At 35.7% G+C, this 15,287-nt stretch carries 16 protein-coding genes; 3 read left to right on the plus strand and 13 right to left on the minus strand.

What is annotated here, in order from left to right:
- Positions 1–30: 30 nt before the first annotated feature.
- The 3 genes from HMPREF2937_RS09565 to HMPREF2937_RS09575 form a co-directional block, all read right to left on the minus strand.
- On the minus strand, positions 31–1,539 hold the full coding sequence (locus HMPREF2937_RS09565) for a degradosome RNA helicase CshA (RefSeq protein WP_002481757.1): 1,509 nt from the start codon (positions 1,537–1,539) through the stop codon (positions 31–33).
- Positions 1,540–1,862: 323 nt separating this feature from the next.
- Positions 1,863–3,227 (minus strand): UDP-N-acetylmuramoyl-tripeptide--D-alanyl-D-alanine ligase, encoded by a 1,365-nt coding sequence (murF, locus tag HMPREF2937_RS09570; protein ID WP_070864469.1) that lies wholly within the window; start codon positions 3,225–3,227, stop codon positions 1,863–1,865.
- A 14-nt stretch (positions 3,228–3,241) separates the two neighbouring features.
- Positions 3,242–4,312, minus strand: coding sequence for a D-alanine--D-alanine ligase (locus tag HMPREF2937_RS09575; RefSeq protein WP_002481759.1), 1,071 nt, complete (start codon positions 4,310–4,312; stop codon positions 3,242–3,244).
- A gap of 245 nt (positions 4,313–4,557) precedes the next feature.
- Here HMPREF2937_RS09575 and HMPREF2937_RS09580 point away from each other — a divergent pair, with 245 nt between their 5' ends.
- Positions 4,558–5,766 (plus strand): FtsW/RodA/SpoVE family cell cycle protein, encoded by a 1,209-nt coding sequence (locus HMPREF2937_RS09580; RefSeq protein ID WP_002481760.1) that lies wholly within the window; start codon positions 4,558–4,560, stop codon positions 5,764–5,766.
- Positions 5,767–5,825: 59 nt separating this feature from the next.
- On the opposite strand, the gene HMPREF2937_RS13780 is transcribed toward HMPREF2937_RS09580, so the two are convergent.
- The 5 genes from HMPREF2937_RS13780 to csoR all read right to left on the minus strand — a co-directional run bounded on the left by HMPREF2937_RS13780 (position 5,826) and on the right by csoR (position 9,072).
- A complete protein-coding gene (locus tag HMPREF2937_RS13780; protein WP_023016106.1) occupies positions 5,826–5,966 on the minus strand; it encodes an Lmo0850 family protein in 141 nt (46 codons plus the stop codon).
- 81 nt (positions 5,967–6,047) lie between these two features.
- On the minus strand, positions 6,048–8,240 hold the full coding sequence (locus tag HMPREF2937_RS09585; RefSeq protein WP_070864470.1) for a heavy metal translocating P-type ATPase: 2,193 nt from the start codon (positions 8,238–8,240) through the stop codon (positions 6,048–6,050).
- Positions 8,241–8,332: 92 nt separating this feature from the next.
- Entirely contained in the window at positions 8,333–8,539 is a 207-nt protein-coding gene (locus HMPREF2937_RS09590; protein WP_002481763.1) for a copper ion binding protein, read from the minus strand.
- Between the two features lie 18 nt (positions 8,540–8,557).
- Positions 8,558–8,764: a putative copper chaperone CsoZ gene (locus tag HMPREF2937_RS09595; protein WP_002481764.1), complete on the minus strand. Its 207-nt coding sequence runs from the start codon at positions 8,762–8,764 to the stop codon at positions 8,558–8,560.
- Between the two features lie 14 nt (positions 8,765–8,778).
- On the minus strand, positions 8,779–9,072 hold the full coding sequence (csoR, locus tag HMPREF2937_RS09600; protein ID WP_002481765.1) for a copper-sensing transcriptional repressor CsoR: 294 nt from the start codon (positions 9,070–9,072) through the stop codon (positions 8,779–8,781).
- Positions 9,073–9,230: 158 nt separating this feature from the next.
- Here csoR and cls point away from each other — a divergent pair, with 158 nt between their 5' ends.
- A complete protein-coding gene (cls, locus tag HMPREF2937_RS09605) occupies positions 9,231–10,712 on the plus strand; it encodes a cardiolipin synthase (protein WP_002481766.1) in 1,482 nt (493 codons plus the stop codon).
- A gap of 23 nt (positions 10,713–10,735) precedes the next feature.
- Positions 10,736–11,386, plus strand: coding sequence for an HD domain-containing protein (locus HMPREF2937_RS09610; protein ID WP_070864471.1), 651 nt, complete (start codon positions 10,736–10,738; stop codon positions 11,384–11,386).
- A gap of 56 nt (positions 11,387–11,442) precedes the next feature.
- Here HMPREF2937_RS09610 and HMPREF2937_RS09615 read toward each other — a convergent pair whose 3' ends face one another.
- The 5 genes from HMPREF2937_RS09615 to thiD form a co-directional block, all read right to left on the minus strand.
- Positions 11,443–11,955, minus strand: a complete 513-nt coding sequence (locus tag HMPREF2937_RS09615; protein WP_002481768.1) for a GNAT family N-acetyltransferase — start codon at positions 11,953–11,955, stop codon at positions 11,443–11,445.
- Between the two features lie 125 nt (positions 11,956–12,080).
- Positions 12,081–12,950 (minus strand): membrane protein insertase YidC, encoded by an 870-nt coding sequence (gene yidC / locus HMPREF2937_RS09620; RefSeq protein WP_002481769.1) that lies wholly within the window; start codon positions 12,948–12,950, stop codon positions 12,081–12,083.
- Positions 12,951–13,038: 88 nt separating this feature from the next.
- On the minus strand, positions 13,039–13,677 hold the full coding sequence (gene thiE, locus HMPREF2937_RS09625) for a thiamine phosphate synthase (protein ID WP_060804053.1): 639 nt from the start codon (positions 13,675–13,677) through the stop codon (positions 13,039–13,041).
- A complete protein-coding gene (thiM, locus tag HMPREF2937_RS09630; RefSeq protein ID WP_060804052.1) occupies positions 13,678–14,472 on the minus strand; it encodes a hydroxyethylthiazole kinase in 795 nt (264 codons plus the stop codon). It lies immediately after the preceding gene.
- Positions 14,465–15,286: a bifunctional hydroxymethylpyrimidine kinase/phosphomethylpyrimidine kinase gene (gene thiD, locus HMPREF2937_RS09635; RefSeq protein ID WP_002481772.1), complete on the minus strand. Its 822-nt coding sequence runs from the start codon at positions 15,284–15,286 to the stop codon at positions 14,465–14,467. Before thiD ends, thiM begins: the two co-directional genes overlap by 8 nt.
- Position 15,287: the final 1 nt, after the last annotated feature.

Raw genomic sequence — 15,287 nt, forward strand, 5'->3', positions numbered from 1 at the left:
TTTATATATCAACCGAATTTGACAAAGAGCCTATTTTTGCATGTCTGCGAATGTACGACCTTTAATCGGTTTTTTATGATCTTTTTTATCGTGTTTTTGTTTTTTACCATTAAATTTGCCTTTACCGCGACGGTTTTTGTTATCAAATTTATTGTTTGAACGTTTATTAGAAGGTTTGCCTCCACGACGAGGACCTTTCGCATTATGACGACCTTTGCGTGCAAGTGGTTTTTCGAATGTTAATTGAACTTCTACTTCATCATTTGACTCTACTAATTCTTGTAATAATGCAGCTACTAATTCTACATCATCATATTCATTTAATAATTGAGAAGAGATATTTTGTAGACGTTCTGAATGTTCTTGATTCATCCATTTTTCTACTTTTTCTTTAATATCATTTTCGCGTGCACGTAATACTTCTTTACGATGTGGTGGTCTTAACGCTTTCATACGTCTATTATTTGTATCTTCGATTTGACGGATATAGTCCATTTCAATCGGGTTAACGAATGTAACCGCGATACCTTTTTTACCGGCACGGCCTGTACGTCCGATACGGTGAGTATAACTTTCAGTATCTTGAGGAATGTCGAAGTTGTATACATGGCTGACACCTGAAATATCTAAACCACGTGCTGCAACGTCTGTCGCAACTAAAATATCGATTTGGTCATTTTTAAATTTCTTCAAGACTTCTAAACGTTTTGCTTGTGTAATATCACCATGCAAACCTTCAGCTTTGTAGCCTTTTGAAATTAATGCACTTGTTAATTCGTCTACACGACGTTTTGTACGACCGAAGACAATTGCTAATTCTGGTTGGTGGACATCTAAGAAGTTGGTAAATGTTTCGAATTTCTCTAATTCTTTAACGATTGTGTAGTATTCATCAATTTGCGGATCTGACATTTCGTTATTCATTGTTTTAACGATTTTAGGGTCTTTCATGAATTGTTGTACTAAAGCTTGGATGGCTTTAGGCATTGTTGCTGAGAACAACATTGTTTGACGATTTTCTGATGGAATATGGTCCATAATGAATCTCATATCGTCGATGAAGCCCATGTTCATCATTTCATCCGCTTCATCAATAATTAATGTGTGGATATCATTTGTTTTAAGTGTACGACGGTTCAAGTGGTCAATGACACGTCCTGGTGTACCTACAACAATTTGCGGTCCTTTTTTCAACGCTTTAATTTGGCGTCCGATCGGCATACCACCGAAAACTGTTACGACTTGTACGCGTTGTCCGCGACTGAATGCACGTAATTGTTCCGCAACTTGCATTGCAAGTTCGCGTGTAGGTGCTAAAATCAGTGCTTGTACGCCTTCTTTTCCGACAACTTTCTCAATTAACGGAATACCAAACGCTCCCGTTTTACCTGTACCTGTTTGCGCTTGTCCTAAAATATCTAAACCGTGCAATGCAAACGGAATACTATCATTTTGTATAGGAGTCGGTTCTTCGAAGCCCATATTAGCAAGCGTTTCAGCAGTTTGTTCTGAAACACCTAAGTCTATAAATTTTTGCAAAATAATTCTCCTTTATATATGGTCGAGACGACTTTGATGAATTTGTGCTCTCTTTATTTCAGTAGATATACATCATCTATCAGTTTCATTTTCATCTAAAAATGATAAAAAATGAGCGGTTAATACTTTAACAATTATTCTGTATGGATACAGAACTAATGAGCACCCGCCCCCACCTTGTCTTTAATTTTTCATCAACTTCTATATAGTACCACCTTAAGCCCATTATAGCAATCATGCAATTCTCACTAGAAAGTAAAAAAGTCAGTAAGATGATAGGATTTCTCGTAATAAGAAATTTCATCATCTCGCTGACTTTCTAATTAATTTTGTTCTAATAGAGCTTGAGCTACTTCTTCTAAAGCCATACCTCTTGACCCCTTAATCAACACATTATCTTTTGGTTGAACATGTGCTAACGTATATGCGATTAATTGTGTTTTATCATCAAAATGTTCGGCAGTCTCTACAAATGCTTTACCCGCTTGATGAATATGTGCCGCTTCTTCGCCGTAAGTCAATAAATAGTCGATACCTTTATCTTCTAAGTATTCACCTACTGAAGCATGCATTGCTGCACTGTTTTCTCCTAATTCTAGCACATCCGCTAAAATCAAGATTTTGCGTCCATCCATTGCAGATAGCGTATCAATAGCCGCTTTCATACTTGTTGGGCTGGCATTATAAGCGTCATTAATTACTGCGACATCTTGTTTAGAATGATGCAACTCCATACGCATTTGCGTCAATTGGACTTGCGCAATATTCGTTTTAATTGTTTCATAATCAAGACCTGACAATTTGCCGACCGTAATCGCAATTGCTGCATTACGCATATTATGAATACCTAAAATAGGAATTTGATAATGTTCTTGATCATTGATACTAAATGCAATACCTAACGCATCATGTTGTTCAACATGACATACCACTTCATTCTCAGAACTTATGCCGATACTGATGGCTTGATTGTTTTCTAACGTATGAACATGCGGTACAAGTAAAGGTTCATCTCCATCATAAAGCAGTACACCTTCTGGTTTTAAACCAGCAACAATTTCAAATTTAGCTCGGGCAATACCTTCTCTAGAACCTAAATCTTGCATATGTGATTCACCGATATTGGTAATCACTGCAATATCAGGTTGTGCGATTTCAGATAGTAGTTCAATTTGATGGAAACCTGACATACCCATTTCTAAAATGGAAATTTCAGTATCCTCATCTAACTCTAAAATCGTTATTGGCATCCCAATTTCATTATTGTAATTTCCTTGTGTTTTCTTCACTTTGAAATTCGGCTTTAAGACACTTTCAATCATATCTTTAGTTGTTGTCTTACCATTAGATCCTGTTACAGCAATTACTTTTGGTTGTACGTGCTGCAAGTAAGCTTTCGCCAGTTCTTGCAGTGCTAATAAGGTATCATCAACCCAGATGACAGGACCTTCTACTGGATGTTCTGGTTTGACATCTTTTTGATAAAAAACAGCGCCTGCACCATCTTGTAATGCTTGTTCTACAAATCGATGACCATCTGTATTTTCACCTTTAAATGGGATAAACAAATTACCTTCATCAATTTTTCTTGAGTCGATTGTGACACCTTTAATTGTATGATCTAAATATTTTTCATCAATTTCACAAGGAATCCACGCTTTAATTTGTTTTAAAGTTACTTCTATCATGTAAGTACACGACCTTAATCAATTTTGTATTTGTTCTTTTGTTTTTCGATATGTTTTTCTTTCGCTAACTCAATTAATTTTGTAATCAAGTCAGAGTATGATAAGCCCATGCTTTCCCACAGACTTGGATACATACTGAATTTAGTAAATCCTGGCATCGCATTTGTTTCATTAATGTAGATTTGATTATCTTCTGTCACAAAGAAATCTGCACGTAATAAGCCTGCGCAGTCTGTTGCTTTAAATGCTTCAACTGCCATATTACGAAGTGTTGTACGTACTTCACTGTCTAATTCAGCTGGAATAGATAAACGGATATTACCATCTAAATATTTAGATTTATAGTCATAGAATGCCACATCTTTGATAACTTCCCCTGGTTCCGTTGTTTCTGGGTAATCATTACCTAATACCGCAACTTCGACTTCTCTCGCAACGACACCTTGTTCAATCACAAGTTTTCTATCGAATTGGAAAGCTTCTTCAATCCCTGCTTTTAACTCTTCTTCGTTGTTACATTTACTGATACCGACACTTGAACCTAAGTTTGCTGGTTTTACAAAGACAGGATATTCTAATTTGTCATGCACAAGTTTTAAAATATTGCTTTGATATTTGTCATACTCACTTCTTAAAAAGCTGACATATGGTAATTGCGGTAAACCTCTATGTGCAAATAATTGTTTCATGACAAGTTTATCCATTGTACTAGAAGCTGCTAACACACCATTACCGACATACGGTAAATCTAATACTTCAAATAATCCTTGAATTGTTCCGTCTTCACCATTCGGTCCGTGTAATAATGGGAATACTGCTGAATATGGCTGTCCAGAACTGCTGTTTGTAAGCAAGCTGGAAATTTCACCTTCTTTTACATCTTCTAGGCGCAAAGTTTCTGTATCTTCCACACTATCGACGATGTTATCTTTCTTTTTCCAAGCACCATCATTTGTAATGTAGATAATATCTACTTGGTACTTATCTTTATCAATAGCATTTAAGACATTCTGCGCAGTTAAAATAGAAACATCATGTTCCGCGCTTTTTCCACCATAAATGATACATATATTTTCTTTAGCCATGTTCTTTCCTCCAAACGCATTGTTAAACTTTATTTTATCACGATTTCCTAATTTATTGCATGTCAAACCTGAGAAATTAAAGTCATAATTGGTAAAACGGTATATAATAGGAAATAGCTACAGATGAAAGTTCAAATATGCTATAGTTTTTCATATGGATAACTATACATAACATTCAACTATCAAAGAGTAACCTGTCAACATCAATTGAACTGATGTAAAACATGCATTAAAGGAGACTATTTATGAAAGCTTCACGTCAACAACCTAATAAATCATGGATACGGCGTATTGACTGGGTTTTAATCGGCATTTTGGTAATATTTGCTATCATTAGTGTCGTTTTTATAAAATCTGCCATGGGCGGCGGTCAATATAGCGCAAACTTCAGTATTAAACAAATCATTTATTACATACTCGGTTTTATAATCGCCTTTGCAATTATGGTAATCTCACCTAAGCGCATTATGAAATACACGTATACGTTGTACGGCATTTTATGTGTTTTGTTAATTGTCTTATTGGTAATGCCGGAAACAGCGATAACACCTATCATCAACGGTGCAAAAAGTTGGTACAGTTTTGGTCCGATCAGTATCCAACCTTCTGAGTTTATGAAAATTATACTGATTTTAATGCTTGCGAAGATTGTATCTCGTCATAACAAATATACATTTAACAAATCATTAGAAACTGACTTTAAGTTATTCTTTAAATTATTAATAGTCACAGGTATTCCGATGGCTTTAATCTTTTTACAAAATGACTTAGGGACAACGTTAGTCTGCCTAGCAATCTTAACAGGTGTTTTAATCGTCAGTGGGATTTCTTGGAAAATCCTTGCACCAATTTTCTTAACGATTTTATCAATCGGTGCATTCTTTATTTTATCTATTATCTTCAAACCATCATTAATTGAAAATGGGTTCGGTATTAAAACCTATCAATTAGGGCGTATCGCTTCATGGTTAGATCCTTATTCTTATAGTTCAGGCGATGGTTATCATTTAACAGAGTCGCTAAAAGCAATCGGTTCTGGGCAATTATTAGGTAAAGGACTTAATCATGGTGAAGTTTATATTCCTGAAAACCATACTGACTTTATCTTCTCTGTTGTTGGTGAGGAATTCGGATTTATCGGCGCTGTATTATTAATCATTTTATTTATTGTGCTGATGTTCCACTTGGTACGTCTTGCGAATAAAAACACAATTATTTACAACAAGATTTATATTATCGGATTTATGACACTTGTTTTATTCCATGCAGTCCAAAACATGGGAATGACAGTTCAATTATTACCAATTACAGGTATTCCGCTTCCATTCATCAGTTACGGCGGTAGCTCTTTATGGAGTTTAATGACGGGTGTCGGTGTGATCTTATCAATCTACTATCACCAACCTGTCCCTTATCAACCAGACTTCTTACGTTCTAAATCTTATACAAACTAAAAAAACAGGTTATCGGTTGAACATTGCATTCAATGTCCGAATCGATAACCTGTTTTTTATTACTTTAATTTTGGTGTCGCTACTGAAGTATTCGGTAACGTATGCATAATCTCTAATCTGGATTTCGTTTTCTTAATATTGACACCGAGCGAAGATAACAATTGAACGACATTACGTAGTTTATCTGTATTATTATTCATTCGTGTTCACCCCATCTTCGTATTACTATAGAATAGTTACTTTTATTCTACCCTAAAAATTTTCATTTTACTACATTATTTTTATATTTTCTTTTGTGGTTTAACTTTTTGTAGTCTTAATGCATTGAGTACGACTGAGACTGAACTGAATGCCATTGCAGCGCCAGCCACCCATGGGGCAAGTAAACCGAATGCCGCAATCGGAATGCCGATTGCATTGTAACAGAATGCGAAGAATAAGTTTTGTTTAATATTCTTCATCGTACGCTGACTCATATCTAACGCATCTTCTACTTTTTCAATATCTCCACCGACAATCATAATGTCGCCTGCTTCAATCGCAATATCAGAACCTGTACCCATCGCCAAGCCGATGTTACTTTTTGCTAATGCTGGTGCATCATTGATACCATCACCGACCATCATCACATTTTTACCTTCGTCTTGTAATTTCGTAATCTCTTCAGCTTTATGATCAGGTTTCACGCCAGCGATGACACGGTTAATGCCTAACTCTTCAGCAATGACTTCAGCTGTACCTTGGCTGTCACCACTTAACATCACAATGTCATAATGTGGATTTAAGCGCTCAATTAATGCTTTGGCACTTGTTTTCGGTTCATCTCTTAAGGCAATCAATCCCGCAAATTGATTATCGATTGAAGCTAATACAACCGTTGAACCTTGATGTTGTAAATTTTTTATTTCTGCTTCAAGCTGCTCATCCCAATCATTCAAATCAGGTTGAATAAAGCTTTGTGATCCGATTTTGATAAACTGTCCATTAATATAACCACTGATACCATTACCTGGATGTGTTTGATACTGTTCTACTATCAAGTTTTGCGCATCTTGATAATAGTCTGTAATTGCTTGTGATAATGGATGTTCAGATTGTACTTCTAAACTTTTTACAAGTGTTCCGAACTGTTGATTATCTGTATTATCGATGACTTTGTATACTGAAGGTTGCCCTTCTGTTAATGTGCCTGTTTTATCAAATACGATTGTGTCCACATTTTGCGTTTGTTCTAACGCTTCAGATGATTTGAATAACACACCTAATTCTGCTGAACGTCCTGATCCAGCCATAATTGAAGTCGGTGTCGCAAGACCTAAAGCACATGGACATGCAATAACTATGACTGCGATAAAGACCTCTAAACTAGATTGAAAATTAAATGGTGTGATAAAACTGAACCAAATAATAAACACAACAAGCGCGATACCGAGTACTGTCGGCACAAAGATTCCAGAAATCTTATCTGCTAAACGTTGAATATTTGGTTTTTCTCCTTGTGCTTCTTCAACAATTTTAATAATTTGATTTAATACTAAATCATCGCCTGTATGTGTCACTTTCACTTTAATAAAGTTTCCATGGTTTAATGTGGCACCGATGACTTCATCACCAATCGTTTTATCTACAGGAATACTTTCACCAGTTAACATTGATTCATCTAAACTCGTCTCCCCTTCGATAATTTCACCATCTAAAGGCACATATTCACCGCTTTTAATCAGTAAAACATCACCTTTTTGTACTTGATCGACTGGTAAAGAGACCGCTTCCCCATCTCGTTCTACACGCGCTTCTTTAACTTGAAGTGATAACAATTTATTAATCGCATCACTCGCATGGCCTTTAGCTTTCGCCTCAAAGTATTTACCAAGTAAGATTAACGTTATTAAAACTGCACTGGTTTCAAAGTACAATGGAATGTGTTTTTCACCTGCATGAATAATCCACATATAGATACTATAGAAGTACGCTGCGGAAGTCCCTAATGCGACCAAGACATCCATATTAGCACTCTTATTTCTTAATGCACCATACGCACCTTTATAGAATTGCCAACCTAGAATAAATTGGACTGGCGTTGCTAAGATAAATTGGAACCACGGTTCTGTCATCACATGAGGGAGTGGCAAGAAGCTTAAGAAACTGAAATGCCCCACCATGGTATATAACAATGGCAATGATAAAATCATCGCAATAATAAATTTCATTTTTTGACGGTTTAACTCTTGGTTTTTACGTGCTTTTGCTTCATCTGCAGTTTCAAGCGCAATGGGTTCATAACCGAGCTGTTTCACTTTTTCAAAGACTTGATCCATATCGACATGGCTTTGGTCATATTCGATAGATGCTTTTTCAGTGACTAAGTTCACATTCGCTTGGTCGATCCCTTCTGTACGACTCAAAACCCGTTCAATTCGTGATGAGCAAGCAGCACAAGTCATACCTGATATTTTAAACTCTGCTTTTTCCATATTTCACCCGCTCCTATACCCTATATAGGTATATTTTTATTTAAAAAAGAAGGCTCAGCCATAGAGATAACTTGAGCCTTTATAATTCTGTCTTATTTTACAACGTCATAACCTGCGTCATAAATTGCTGATTCAACTTCAGATAATACTTTATCTTCACCATTGAATGTTACGTCTACTGTATCATTATCTGGAGTAGCCGTTACTTGGTCAACCCCATTTACTTTACCAACAGCATCTTCTACAGCTTTTTTACAATGACTGCAACTCATACCTTCAACTTTTAATTGTTTTTCCATATCACAACACTCCTCTTTTTAATTTAATATTTGGTAACCTTGATCATAAATTTCTTTTTCCAAATTGTTTAAACTGATTGGTGTCTGGTAACTCGCTTTCACTTCTTGTGATTTCAGATCCACTTGCACTTCTGACATACCAATCATTTGCTGCAAATGTTCTTGCAAAATATGCTGTTGTTCTTCAGTTTCCATACCACTGATTTGAATCACACTACTATGCATGTCTGACTCCTTTATTAATCTTTAATTAATTTTTGGACGGTAACTAATAATTCTTCCATTGCAGCTTCTGCTTGTCCATCTTCAGCTTTATGCAAAATACAGCCTTTCATATGATGATCCAGCAATTTTACAGCAACACTATTCAAAGCTGAACGTGTCGCTCTGATTTGTGTTAAAACATCATCACAATAAACATCTTCGTCTATCATGCGATTAATCGCTCTGACTTGTCCTTCTATACGATTTAGTCGTGCTTTAAGGTTAGATTTGATTTTTTCTGAATGATGTGCGCGTTCTTCTTGCGTCATGTTTGAACCTCCGTCCTGTTAGGTTTCTATCTCTAGAATATACCCTATATAGGTATATGTCAAATGTATCGTGAAAGGTGTGCCTGTGTTACAATAAGTTCAACATCAGCCAAAGTAAAAACATACATAATTGCTGATTAACAACACGGAGGTTACTTATGTATAATTTCGACTTTATACCTTTTCAAGCCAATTTAGTCATCAATATTATTTTAATCGGCTTATTCATATTAAACCTCGTATTCGGTTTCGTTATTGTATTTATGGAAAGAAGATCTGCAGGATCGATTTGGGCATGGTTGCTCGTACTCGTATTCTTGCCTGTTATCGGGTTCATACTTTATTTATTGCTGGGCCGTCAAATCCAAAGAGATCATATCTTTTCCTTAGATGAGGAAGACCGTATTGGATTAGAGGCAATTGTTAATGAACAATTAAAAGCATTACAAACCAAAGAGTTCTCTAAAGGAAACCATGAAATCGTCAAACATAAATCAATGGTACAAATGTTGTTGTATAATAACTCAGCCTTCTTAACTACTGATAATGAAATGACGATTTTTACAGATGGTCATGAAAAGTTTGATGCGTTGATTAAAGATATAGAAAACGCCACAGATTACATCCATATCGAGTATTACATTTTTAGAAATGACAAGCTTGGTAAACGTATCTTAGCTGCCTTAGAGAAAAAACTTGAAGAAGGCCTTGAAGTAAAAATGTTATACGATGATATGGGTTCCAGAGGCTTAACTTTAAAAGACTTTGATGAGTTCAGAAGAAAGGGCGGACAAGTTGAATCTTTCTTCCCATCTAAATTACCGCTTATCAACTTTAGATTAAACAACCGAAATCACCGTAAAATTGTCGTGATTGATGGTTATATCGGATATGTCGGCGGTTTCAATGTTGGTAAAGAATATTTAGGCTTATCCAAACGTTTCGGATACTGGAGAGACACGCACTTACGTATTGTCGGAGATGCGGTCAATGCCTTGCAATTACGCTTTATTTTAGATTGGAACTCACAAGCTAAGCGTGATAACATCACTTATTCTGATCGCTACTTCCCTGACATTGATACAGGTAGTTCTATCGGTATCCAAATCGCATCAAGCGGTCCAGATGAAGATTGGGAGCAAATCAAATACGGTTATTTGAAAATGATTACTTCAGCGAAAAATTCGATTCAAATTCAATCGCCCTACTTTATTCCTGACCAAGCCTTTATGGATGCTGTGTCTATTGCTGCATTAGGCGGTGTAGATGTATCGATTATGATTCCAAATAAACCAGACCATCCATTCGTCTACTTTGCGACATTGAAAAATGTTGCATCACTGTTGGCATCAGGCGTCAAGGTTTATCATTATGACAATGGTTTCTTACATTCAAAAATGATGATTATTGATGACGAAGTCGCAAGTGTAGGAACAGCGAATATGGACCATCGTAGTTTTACACTGAATTTTGAAATCAATGCGTTTATTTATGACCGTCAAATTGCGGCACAATTGCGTGACCAGTTCAATCAAGATTTAATGTTATCTTCAGAATTAACACAAGAGCGTTATAATCAACGCAGTTTATGGGTGAAATTCAAAGAAGCCATTGCCAACTTAATTTCACCGATATTGTAAATCATAAAGGAGTACACAAAGTCATGAATCAATACCAACAATTAAAATCAGCTGAACAATATATGAAAGACTTCCATCAAACAGATCACACAGGGCATGATATCAACCATGTCATGCGGGTCGTTAAAATGGCACTCTTTATTTCTGAACAAGAAGGCTACGGCAATCCTTACATTATTCAGATGGCTGCATTATTACATGATACGGTAGATACCAAATTAACAGATGAAACTGCTGCTGAAAATCAACTAATTGATTTTTTAAACCGTATTGAAGTTAGTGGACAGGATCAAGAAAAAATTATGCATATCATCAAAAACATCAGCTTTCGTCATAATGCGGATCAAGAAATCCCCTTATCCAAAGAAGGTTATATTGTTAGAGATGCAGATCGCTTAGATGCGATTGGTGCAATTGGTATAGCGCGTACGTTCCAATTTGCGGGTCACTTTGATGAGCCGATGTGGCAAGGGCCTATTCCTGATAGTATTAGTTCTGATAACGAATTAGAAGGTTATGATCCTTCAGCGATTAAGCATTTCTATGATAAATTGTTTAAACTTAAAGATTTAATGCATACTGAAACAGCTTCAGAAATTGCGCAAGAACGTCATCGTTTTATGGAATTCTTCGTCGCACAATTCTTTAACGAATGGCAGTTTACAGAACAATAAGCAAATAAGATGAAGAAGCGGTTGAGAACAAATCTAAATTCTCAACCGCTTCTTTTTTATTCGATATTATATGCTAGTATTAAATCTGTTTGTCTATCATTCCCCATCATGAAATCATGTTCTGAGATCTTCTTGAATCCTAAATGTTTATAGAAACCTAATGCTTGTTCATTTTTCTCCCATACACCTAGCCATACACATTTTTTACCATCTTCGACTGCTGTCTTTATAGCAAAGTTCAATAATTTTTTACCATAACCATAGCCATGATAATTCTTCAAAATATATAAGCGTTCTATTTCAGTACAATCAGATGAAACTTGTTCTGTTTGTGAATCCCCTTCATTCAACTTTAAATATCCGACAATTTTATCGTTATCATACAAGAAATAGAAATTCGAATGTGGATCTTCTAATTCACGTCTTAGTTTGTCTTGTGTAAATGCTGTATCTAAATAATCTTTAATATTTTCTGGGCTGTTCATTTCTCTAAATGTGTCATCAAAAGTTCTATAGCTGATTTTCTGTAACTCTAAAATGTCAGCAGTTGTTACTGATTTAATTTCCATTGGTATTCCCCTCCAATTTTAAAATAACACTTTTAGTTACTATTACTATTCCCTATTGTACAAATCCTAAATAAAAAATCAGCTGCAATTTTAGTTGCAACTGATTTTAAGTCATCAATGATGTATTATTTTTTCTTTCTGTTTTTCTTACCTAAGACTTGCGCACCTTTTTGTTTACCGTCTTTACCATGTTTCTTTTCATATTCTCTAATCATCGGAGCGACTTCTTCTTTCGCTTTCTTAGAGTAATATTGGTTCGCAACATATGTTTGAACAATCAAGAACGCGGCACTGACTGACCAGTATAAACCTAATGCAGCTGCTGAACTTAATGATACCCAGATAATCATAATTGGTGAAATGATCATCATCATGTAACTCATTTGTTTTTGTTCAGGCGGCATACTGAATGTTGATACGTAAGCTTGTAGGAAGTATAACACACCGGCAATAATTGTAATCCAAATATCCGGTTTTGCTAAGTTGAACCATAAGAAATCAGGATGTTCTACAATACCACCTGGTGATGGGTATTTTAATACGAAGAATAAGCCCATGATTACAGGCATTTGTATTAACATTGGTAAACATCCAAGCATACTTTGCATTGGATTCATATCGTATTTTTTATAAACTTCCATCATTTCTTGGTTTGCTGCCATTTTTTCTTCTTGTGTGCGTGCACGTTTTACTTTCTCTTTCACTGCGTCCATATCTGGTTTTGCAATCACCATTTTTTCGCGCATTAAGTGACTGTTCTTATAGTTAGAAAGCATGAATGGCAGAACGACAATACGGATTGCTAAAACTAAGACAATAATCGCTAATCCATAATCGTTATTAAAACTAGAGCCTAGCCAATGGATGATGTTATCCATGTTTTTCACAAATGTATTATAGAAAAAACCTGTTCTGTTTTCAGGTTTAGAATAATCACATCCTGCAAGAAAAACCATAACCCCAAGAAGCAAAGGCAATAATGCTTTTTTATTCATTTTTCCACCTCTATTGGTATTATTCACATAAAAATAATTTTATCACATTCTATGAGGTGTAGAAAACAAAAACATAGAATTAAGGGCATTATTTAAAATATTGTAAGAAATTGCGAACGGTTTCTTTAACATTTGAACTCTGAGCAATCGCTGAAATAACCGATACACCTTGTGCATGTGTTTGCGCAATCGGTTCGACATTATTTAACGCAATACCGCCAATTGCGACAATCGGCATACCATTTGTTTTCTCATGCAATGTTTCAATCATTTCTGTGCCGACAGGATCACTGGCATCGTCTTTAGACCCTGTTTTAAATATCGGACCAACGCCAATATAATCGACATCTGTTAAATCAGATTGCGCTAATTCTGTTTCATTGCCGACACTTAAACCGATAATTTTATTTTTAAAGTGTGTCTTAAAAGTATTCACTTTCGCATCATCTTGTCCAACATGAATGCCATCAGCATCAATCAACTCTGCTAATTCAACATCATCATTTACGATAAAAGGTACATGATATTGTTTACATAATTGTTTCAAAGATTGTGCCAGTTCTTTCTTCGCATCACCTGTTTTAGCGTTAGGCCCTTTTTCACGAAATTGATACATCGTAATGCCGCCTTCTAATGCTTCAGTTAATACTTCATGAATCGTACGACCTTCAGGTATATCTTGTGTTCCGCAAATAAAGTAAACTTTTAAATCTTCTGGTTGAAACACTTATTTCACCTCTTGTGCTTTACGATTTTCAACTGCTGCTTCACTGTCTATTTTATATAAGGCATCAATAAATTGAACTAAGAAAGTACCTGGTCCTTTACTTTCACTTAATTGTTCAGCACGTTCAGCTGCAATATTATAAACAGAAACTGCTTCAATTAAATCTTCAATCTCTGGATTTTCATTTCTAAATAAGAATGCGCCTACAATAGCACCTAATAAACAACCTGCACCTGTAATTTGTGTTAAGAAACGTGAACCATTATTCAGCTTAACGATTTTATTGTTTTGAGCAATGACATCTGTTTCGCCAGTTAACACAATGGCAGTTTGATATTGTTCATGTGCTTTTTTCGCAATGGATACAACATCTAAGCTTTCAGCACTATCTGTACCTTTCATTGTTGTTGTATCATCTATAAGCGTTAAAATTTCTGAAGCATTTCCTTTGATTACAGTTGGTTTCACTTGCTCTAGGAATGTTTTGCAGAATTGTTTACGATACGTTGATGCACCCACAGCAACGGGATCAAATACTAACGGTGTGTTTGTTTTATTCGCAATTTTTCCAACTTCTAACATTGCTTGTTCATTCGCTTTTGTCAGTGTGCCAATATTAATTAAGACTGCACCCGCGTGTGGATAAAAATCTTCTGCTTCTTCTGGTGCTTCGCTCATTGCTGGACTCGCACCTAAACTTAAGAGTCCATTAGCTGTAAAATTTTTGACGACATCATTCGTAAAACAAATAACTAATGGATGTTCTGTTCTGATTCTATCTAAACCTTTACTCATCATCTAATCCTACTTTCTTCATATATGCAAAATGGTTAACTGGTCCTCTGCCTTGTCCGATCTCAGGTGTATATTTAATACTTAATGCGATAAAGTCTTTTGCTTTTTTAACCGCTTCATAAATCGTTTTCCCTTTCGCTAGCTCAGCCGCAATTACAGCTGAAAAAGTACAACCTGTACCATGTGTATGTTTTGTTTCATATCTTTCACTTTCAAAAATTTCTAAACCATCTTTCGTAAATAGATAGTCTTTTGCGATATTGTCATCTTCGATATGACCACCTTTAATGACTACACCTTTACTGCCGATTTCTTCTATGAAGATTTTACCTGCTTTTTTAATCGCATCTTCATTATCTAATTTGAATCCTACAATTTCCTCTGCTTCAGGTAAGTTAGGTGTTGCAACATCAGCAAGTGGTAACAAGATACTTTGTAAGGCATGTTTACCTTTATCATCCATTAAAGAGTCTCCACTTTTGGCTAGCATTACTGGATCAATGACATATGGAATTTCAGGATGCTTTTCTAAATAAGTACGAATTAATTCCATCATTTCTTTTGTCGCAATCATGCCAGTTTTAATCGCTTGCGGTAATTCGTCATCAAACACACTATCTAACTGTTCTTCTAACCAAGATAATTCTAAGTTATGAATGTGTTGAACCCCTTTTGTATTTTGCGCTACGATACTTGTGATTGCGGCCATCCCATACACACCGCATGCATGAAATGACTTTAAGTCAGCCATTACACCTGCGCCGCCTGTTGGATCTGTGCCTGCAATCGTTAAAGCAATTTTCGGTTTGTTCATA

Source organism: Staphylococcus sp. HMSC061G12 (assembly GCF_001838465.1).
Classification (GTDB): Bacteria; Bacillota; Bacilli; order Staphylococcales; family Staphylococcaceae; genus Staphylococcus; species Staphylococcus simulans.

What these genes read in the sequence shown, in the direction of transcription:
- HMPREF2937_RS09615 (WP_002481768.1), bottom strand. Translation starts at nt 11,955, where the DNA reads ATGGAAATTAAATCAGTAACAACTGCTGACATTTTAGAGTTACAGAAA.
- HMPREF2937_RS13780 (WP_023016106.1), bottom strand. Translation starts at nt 5,966, where the DNA reads ATGAATAATAATACAGATAAACTACGTAATGTCGTTCAATTGTTATCT.
- HMPREF2937_RS09580 (WP_002481760.1), top strand. Translation starts at nt 4,558, where the DNA reads ATGAAAGCTTCACGTCAACAACCTAATAAATCATGGATACGGCGTATT.
- yidC (WP_002481769.1), bottom strand. Translation starts at nt 12,950, where the DNA reads ATGAATAAAAAAGCATTATTGCCTTTGCTTCTTGGGGTTATGGTTTTT.
- murF (WP_070864469.1), bottom strand. Translation starts at nt 3,227, where the DNA reads ATGATAGAAGTAACTTTAAAACAAATTAAAGCGTGGATTCCTTGTGAA.
- thiD (WP_002481772.1), bottom strand. Translation starts at nt 15,286, where the DNA reads ATGAACAAACCGAAAATTGCTTTAACGATTGCAGGCACAGATCCAACA.
- HMPREF2937_RS09595 (WP_002481764.1), bottom strand. Translation starts at nt 8,764, where the DNA reads ATGCATAGTAGTGTGATTCAAATCAGTGGTATGGAAACTGAAGAACAA.
- HMPREF2937_RS09610 (WP_070864471.1), top strand. Translation starts at nt 10,736, where the DNA reads ATGAATCAATACCAACAATTAAAATCAGCTGAACAATATATGAAAGAC.
- HMPREF2937_RS09585 (WP_070864470.1), bottom strand. Translation starts at nt 8,240, where the DNA reads ATGGAAAAAGCAGAGTTTAAAATATCAGGTATGACTTGTGCTGCTTGC.
- thiM (WP_060804052.1), bottom strand. Translation starts at nt 14,472, where the DNA reads ATGAGTAAAGGTTTAGATAGAATCAGAACAGAACATCCATTAGTTATT.
- csoR (WP_002481765.1), bottom strand. Translation starts at nt 9,072, where the DNA reads ATGACGCAAGAAGAACGCGCACATCATTCAGAAAAAATCAAATCTAAC.
- HMPREF2937_RS09575 (WP_002481759.1), bottom strand. Translation starts at nt 4,312, where the DNA reads ATGGCTAAAGAAAATATATGTATCATTTATGGTGGAAAAAGCGCGGAA.
- cls (WP_002481766.1), top strand. Translation starts at nt 9,231, where the DNA reads ATGTATAATTTCGACTTTATACCTTTTCAAGCCAATTTAGTCATCAAT.
- HMPREF2937_RS09590 (WP_002481763.1), bottom strand. Translation starts at nt 8,539, where the DNA reads ATGGAAAAACAATTAAAAGTTGAAGGTATGAGTTGCAGTCATTGTAAA.